Raw genomic sequence first — 6,602 nt, 5'->3', positions numbered from 1 at the left:
TTCAGGCTTGTCGAAGTTAACATTATCGACTTTAAGCAAGGCAAAATAGCGTTCGCTGTCTTTAGGCGGGCGAATCTTGCCGGAAATGGTGTCGCCTGTTCGCAGGTTGAAGCGGCGAATTTGGCTGGGTGATACGTAAATGTCGTCGGGGCCGGCGAGGTAGGAGCTGTCGGCCGAACGTAAAAAGCCAAAACCATCTGACAAGATTTCGAGGACACCATCGCCGTAGATGTCTTCGCCGCTTTTTGCGTGTCGTTTTAAAATGGCGAAGATGATGTCTTGTTTACGCGATCGGGCCATGTTGTCTAGGCCGATTTCTTTGGCGATGTCGATGAGTTCTTGAGTGGATTTAGTCTTCAGGTCTGTCAGATTCATAGAGGGTTCGTTTTGATTTGTTAGAACTATGCACTGCACATTGCGCGAGCAATGCGTGCCTTGCGGCTTGCGTAAGATTGGTTAAGGTGGAGCAATACGAGCGCTGTGGGTGTGCTCAATGAGGTAAAAGTAGCACGCCCTTGCGGGCGCGTCTACTATTTTAGGGCTTTGTACAGTTTAGCCGAGTGTTTCGTTGATAAATTCGACCAGCTGAGTTTTTGACAATGCGCCTACTTTGGTGCCTGCTACCGCGCCGTCTTTAAAGATAATGAGCGTGGGAATACCGCGAATGCCGTATTTAGGGGCAGTCTCTGGGTTGGCGTCGACGTCTACTTTGGCGATTTGCAAACGGCCATCGAACTCAGGTGCGATTTCATCAAGAATGGGTGCAATCATTTTGCAGGGGCCACACCAGGCTGCCCAAAAGTCGACCAATACCGGTACGGATGATTTTAAAACTGCTGTGTCAAACGCAGCGTCGCTTACGTGTAGAATGTCGCTCATGACGTTTCCTCGTTTTAGTTAAAAAAGTGATGATAGCATTGTGGTTTAAGCTTACAAGCGCCCTGAGCAACTTTAGAGCTTGGAATGGTCAGTGAGTTCCGAAGCTCTAAGCTTTTTGACTTTGCCTACACAGCGTTTATGGGGGTGAAGTGTTCGAGTTCAAGGTTTCGTGGTTCAGATTTACGCCATCATGCTATGGTTAGTAAAGCCGTACCTAGGCGGTAACAGATGAAACAAAGCAGTTGGATCGTATACATCTTAAATTGCGCTGATGGCACCTTGTATACGGGTGTAACGACTGACGTGGAACGTCGTCTCAGGCAGCATAATGGCGAGATTGTGGGCGGTGCGCGTTACACTCGGGTTCGACGGCCTGTGGCGATCGTTTGGCAGCAGGCTTGCGATTCTAGAAGCCAAGCCTGCCAGTGCGAGGCACAAATTAAAGCGCTTTCTCGATCTGCGAAAGAACGGTTAATTACGTCAAAGGCATCGTGGACGCAGGCCGACTAGTCGCTTTCTGCGGCAAAGGTTTCCAATGCCTCTTGCGCCTCGAACCATTCCTCTTCTGCTGCGGCAAGGTCGCGCACCAAATGACCTTCGCGTGCGACCAAATCGGTCAGTTCTTGCTTGCGCTCGGGGGTATATAAACTCTCATCAGCGAGTGCCTCGCGTACGCTGGCAAGCCCAGCTTCGAGTTTGCTGACCCTGGCCTCTGCTTGATTCGCCGCTTTTTGCAGGGGCTGCATGCGCGCCCGTCTGGCCGCCGCATCTTGGCGCTGCGCTTTTTTGTTGGCCGCAACAGTAGCTTTAGGCTCGTCGGCTTCGATACTAGATTGGGTCTTGTCGCTTAGTATCCATTGCTCGTAGTGCGCCAGGTCTTGTTCGTAGAGTTTCACCCGACCAGCATCGACTAGGTAGAGCTCATCGATGCAATTGCGCAGTAGATGGCGGTCGTGGGTGACCAACACAACCGCACCGGCAAAGCTTTGCAGTGCGTATTCAAGCGCAGCTCGCATCATTAAGTCGAGATGGTTGGTGGGTTCGTCCAAAATGAGGACGTTGGGTGCGAGCCACACAATTTGCGCAAGCGCTAACCGCGCTTTTTCGCCACCGCTGCGGGGCGCAATGGGGTCGGTGGCCATTTCGCCTTTAAAGTCAAAGCCACCCAAAAAGTTCAGCGCGTCCTGATCGCGCACTTCAGGACGCAAACGCAGTAAATGCTGCAAGGGGCTGGCGTTTAGATCCAGGGCTTCTAATTGGTGCTGGTTAAAATAACCAATGGCACAGTGCGCGCCCGTTTCGCGCTTGCCTTGCAGTAGCGAAAGGTCGCCCACCAAGGCTTTTAACAAGGTACTTTTACCGGCGCCATTGCGTCCAATTAGGCCAATGCGGCTTTCGGGACGCAGGGTCAGCTCGACAGTGTTAAGCACCGCTGTAGCGCCATAGCCAATGTCGGCCTTTTCTAATTTTAGTAAGGGGTCAGACGCCGCTTTGGGATCTAAGAACCGGAACTGGAAGGGCGACTCCGCTTGTACCGCCGCGACCTTGGGTAGGCGCTCGAGTTCTTTGAGGCGGCTTTGTGCCTGTTTCGCTTTTGTCGCTTTATAGCGAAAGCGGGCGACGAAAGCTTCGATTTCGGCGACGCGTTTGCTTTGTTTTTCAAAGATGGCTTGTTGCTGAGCCAAGCGCTCGGCGCGTTGCTCCTCAAATTGCGAGTAGTTGCCTTTGTAGGCATGCAAGCCGCAATGCTCGATATGCACGATACGCTCGCACACGGCGTCGATAAAATCGCGGTCGTGCGATATCAATACAATCGTGCCTTGGTATTGATTTAGCCAGCTTTGCAGCCAAACCGTGGCGTCTAAATCTAAGTGGTTGGTGGGCTCATCTAGCAGCAAAATATCCGAAGGGGTCAGCAGGGCGCGCGCCAAATTCAACCGAATGCGCCAGCCACCGGAAAAGTCAGCCACTTTGTTGTTATGTTGCTCTGGCGGGAAGCCCAAACCTTCGAGTAAGCGGCTGGCCTCGCGTTCGACGACGTACCAATCGTGCTCATCCAAGCGCTGATGCAATTTGGCGACTTGCTCGTAGTCTTCGTCACGTTCTGCTTTCTTAAGCGCTTGGTAAGTTGTGTAGGCCTGCTCGTGCCCGGCAAATACGTAGTCGTGCGCCGACAAATCGACTGCGCTCACTTCTTGCGCCATATGCGCTAACCGCAAGTTGGCCATGCCGGTAATATCGCCTTTGTCAGCGGCAAGATGCCCAATCAGCATGGCAAAGAAGCTGGATTTACCGCAGCCATTTGCTCCGATCAGCGCCAGTTTCTGACCTGGATTAATGGTCAGGTTGGCGTTTTCGATCAGGAGTTTTGGCCCGCGGCGAATACTAATGTCTTTAAGAATGATCATGGACCAACGGCACAGTAAAAAAAGCGCTATGATACACGCCTAGTCAACAGGAAACACGGCATGTTGCAGGAACATTCGTTGTGGCAGTTCTCGCTAAAGGTGTACGCGTATGAGCCGCTTCAATCTTTGCTACTAGAGGCCCAAGATCGGCTGGGCGTCGACGTCAATTTTGCTCTTGCCGCCTTGTGGCTTGCCGAACACGGCATGGTGTTATCTGAAGCGCGCGCCGCGAATCTTTTGCAACGCACGGCAGAACTCCGAGAGCAAGGTATTGAACCAGTGCGAGCCTTGCGTCGAAGATGGAAAGGCATTGGTGTCTTGCAAGAACCCCGACAAGCCCTGCAGGCGCTTGAGTTGTCACTTGAAAAACAAGTTCAGGCGATATTGTACGACGCCTTCGCATCCGATAATTTGGTAGGTGATATCACGCAGCACGCAATGCCTGTTGACGTAAGGATCTTGATCGAACAGAACTTGGCTGCACTCCCGGTGTCTGATCAGACCGCGTGGGCAGCATTGGCCTCTCGAATTGCCGCACAATACCGCGCTACGGCTGGTCAGCGCTAGGGTGTGGTGTTAGTCTAGCGCACTTGTAAACAACGCCGATTTATCTTGGCAACACTTATTGAACCAAAGGAAGCAACTCATGAAAAAACTCGCAATGTCAGTGGCTCTGAGCAGCCTCGTGGTGTTGGCCGCTTGCCAACCTAAAGAAGATGCCCCAGCTGCCAGTACTGCACTCGAAACCCCCGAACAGCGCTTTAGCTACGGTATGGCCTACAATATGGGCGAGCGTATGGTTGCTGAATCTCTAGAAGTCGATGCAGACGCTTTTGCTGCTGGCGTACAAGACGCCTTGTCTGGCGCCGAGTCAAAACTGACCGACGAAGAAATTGCTGCTGAGATGGCTGCTTTCCAAGCACGTATGCAGGCCAAAATGGAAAACGAAGCCGAAGAAGCCGGCGCGACTAATGCCGCTGAAGGTGAGGCCTTCTTGGCTGAAAACGCGACCAAAGAAGGTGTCATGGCCACCGAATCGGGCTTGCAGTACAAAGTGGAATCGATGGGTGATGGCGCCAAGCCTGCTGCGACTGACGTGGTTCGTGTTCACTATCGCGGCACACTCTTAAATGGCGAAGAGTTTGACTCAAGCTACTCGCGCGGCGAGCCCGCAGAGTTTGGCCTGAACCAAGTCATTGCAGGTTGGACCGAGGGTTTACAGTTAATGCCCGTGGGTTCTAAGTTTACCTTCTACATTCCTTCTGACCTTGCCTACGGCAGCCGCGGTGCGGGCGCGAAAATTGGTCCGTCGTCTACTTTGATTTTTGAAGTAGAGCTGTTGGATATCGTAACGCCAGCTGAGTAAGCCCGCTTTTGATCGGAAAAGCACGCTTCCGGGCGTGCTTTTTTGTTTCAGCAAGGCGGGGGTGGGGTTGTTCAGCCTTTGTTTGTGAGAAGATTCTTATCCGCGCCCGTCTCGTCATTTATTTTGCTCGCGCCCTTGCGCTACTGGCGACGGCTCAAGAACTCGCACTCGCCTAGCCAAGCGCGCTCGGTCAAAGCAGCGCACTCAGTGTTCGCACAACAAATCACGAGTCCATGCGCTGGCTGTATGCCTAGATCCAATAACTTGACCATTTGGGGTTAGGTACCACATATTCTGGGAAGAATACAAAACTCAGCCGAGCGGCTGCAGCCTGTTTCGCGCGGAACGTCACGCGACAGGACGTCGCGTGCGTAGCGTGCCACGGATGGCCTTGAAGCGATCCGCAAGAAATTGGCTGAGACGTGAAGGCGGATCGTTAAAACTACAAATCTGAAAAGCTACTTATTCGCGCCCGCCTCGTCATTTATTTTGCTCGCGCCCTTGCGCTAATGGCGACGGCTTAAAAATTCGCACTCGCCTAGCGTCTCGTGCTCAAACATTTTCGCCGACAGCCTAGCCAAGCGCGCTCGGTCAAAGCTGCGCACTGAGTGTTCGCACAACAAATCACGAGTCCATGCGCTGGCTGAATACCAGACTTTCGGGACTGGGGCCTCAAACCAAAACACCTTGCGGCCTATCTTAACTCTCCCTTGGGGTACTGACTTTCTGATAAGGTAGGCATTCTTAACAGATGTAGGTAGCACGATGTTCGATCCGCTGATTATTTTGGTGGCCCTTGGATTTGGTATTGGTGCGCGCGCTTTGGGTTTGCCCGCCCTTATAGGCTATTTAGCGGCAGGCTTTGCCCTGCATGAACTCGATGCCCAAGCGGGTGAGTTTTTGCAGACGCTCTCGGACATTGGCATCACCTTGCTGCTGTTTACCATCGGCTTGAAGCTAGAGTTTAAGGATTTGCTCAAGCCCCAAGTTTGGGGCACTACCTTACTGCACATGCTGGCGACACAGGCGTTTTTTATGGCCTTGTTGGCGGCTTGTGTGGCCTTGGGCTTGTTGACTCTATCGTGGACCGCAACCGCGGTGATTGCGTTTGCGCTGACCTTCTCCAGTACCGTGTTTGTGATACAGGTGTTGCAAGAGCGAGGTGAGAGTGCATCGCGCCACGCCAAGTTGGCGGTGGGTATTCTGATTGTGCAGGATTTGGCGGCTGTGGTGTTTTTAGCCTTTGCGGCAGGTAAGGTGCCGACCTTAGAGGCACTGGCGCTGTTTTTGTTAGTGCCGCTGCGTCCAGTCATACTGCGTTTACTGAGTTACTGCGGCTATGGGGAATTGTTTACCCTAGCAGGTCTTACCTTGGCCTTGGGTGGCGCGGCTCTGTGCGAGATGGTGGGCGTTAAGGGTGATTTGGGTGCGCTGATTATTGCCGGAAGCTTAGCGGGTCATCAAAAGGCGAAAGAGCTGTCACGTAACCTAATGCAGTTTAAAGATTTGTTCTTGGTCAGCTTCTTCTTACTCATTGGTTTGTCGGGCTGGCCTGAGCCTCAGATCGTCGCCATTGCTGTCCTGGTTGGGGTGTTGTCGCTACTCAAGCCCCTGCTGTATTTTCCCTTATTAACCAAGTTGCATGCACCTGCACGCGTCTCGTTTTTAAGTTCGATGGCATTGGGTAACTACAGCGAATTCGGTCTTATCGTGTTGGCTGTCGCGGCCAGTGCCGGTTGGGTTGACGCGCAGTGGAGTGGCGCGATTAGCTTGGCAATTGCAGTGAGCTTTATTCTGTCGTCGCCGCTTAACACCAAGGCTCACGCCTGGTATCGCCGGTGGCAGCCCAAGCTGCGGTCCTTTGAGTCGATTAAACTGCGCCAATCGCACCCAGATACCCAGGGCGTAAAAGTCATTGTGTTGGGAATGGGTAATATCGGGACGGGCGC

The 6,602-nt window shown here is 52.9% G+C and carries 7 protein-coding genes; 4 read left to right on the top strand and 3 right to left on the bottom strand.

What is annotated here, in order from left to right:
* A partial coding sequence (locus ACTF5Z_RS08980) for a Rho termination factor N-terminal domain-containing protein (protein ID WP_438985340.1) occupies positions 1 to 375 on the bottom strand: 375 nt, incomplete at its 3' end.
* A 177-nt stretch (positions 376 to 552) separates the two neighbouring features.
* Positions 553 to 879, bottom strand: a complete 327-nt coding sequence (gene trxA, locus ACTF5Z_RS08975; RefSeq protein ID WP_423850625.1) for a thioredoxin TrxA — start codon at positions 877 to 879, stop codon at positions 553 to 555.
* A 228-nt stretch (positions 880 to 1,107) separates the two neighbouring features.
* Here trxA and ACTF5Z_RS08970 point away from each other — a divergent pair, with 228 nt between their 5' ends.
* Complete coding sequence (locus tag ACTF5Z_RS08970; protein WP_438985339.1) at positions 1,108 to 1,389, top strand: GIY-YIG nuclease family protein; 282 nt, start codon at positions 1,108 to 1,110, stop codon at positions 1,387 to 1,389.
* On the opposite strand, the gene ACTF5Z_RS08965 is transcribed toward ACTF5Z_RS08970, so the two are convergent.
* Positions 1,386 to 3,287 carry an ABC-F family ATP-binding cassette domain-containing protein gene (locus ACTF5Z_RS08965; RefSeq protein WP_438985338.1) on the bottom strand — a complete coding sequence of 634 codons (1,902 nt, stop codon included), beginning with the start codon at positions 3,285 to 3,287 and terminating at the stop codon, positions 1,386 to 1,388. The genes ACTF5Z_RS08970 and ACTF5Z_RS08965 overlap by 4 nt on opposite strands.
* A gap of 60 nt (positions 3,288 to 3,347) precedes the next feature.
* On the opposite strand from ACTF5Z_RS08965, the gene ACTF5Z_RS08960 reads away from it, so the two are divergent.
* From ACTF5Z_RS08960 to ACTF5Z_RS08950, 3 genes are all read left to right on the top strand, one after another.
* Entirely contained in the window at positions 3,348 to 3,854 is a 507-nt protein-coding gene (locus ACTF5Z_RS08960) for a TIGR02444 family protein (protein ID WP_438985337.1), read from the top strand.
* Between the two features lie 79 nt (positions 3,855 to 3,933).
* Entirely contained in the window at positions 3,934 to 4,653 is a 720-nt protein-coding gene (locus ACTF5Z_RS08955; protein WP_423853312.1) for an FKBP-type peptidyl-prolyl cis-trans isomerase, read from the top strand.
* 765 nt (positions 4,654 to 5,418) lie between these two features.
* On the top strand, positions 5,419 to 6,602 hold a 1,184-nt coding region (locus tag ACTF5Z_RS08950; RefSeq protein WP_438985336.1), incomplete at its 3' end, for a cation:proton antiporter domain-containing protein.

The organism is Aequoribacter sp. (assembly GCF_965659035.1).
In the GTDB taxonomy this organism is placed as follows: Bacteria; Pseudomonadota; Gammaproteobacteria; order Pseudomonadales; family Halieaceae; genus Aequoribacter.
Note: the sequence above shows the minus strand (reverse complement) of the source record. Positions and strands in the feature narration are given on the sequence as shown.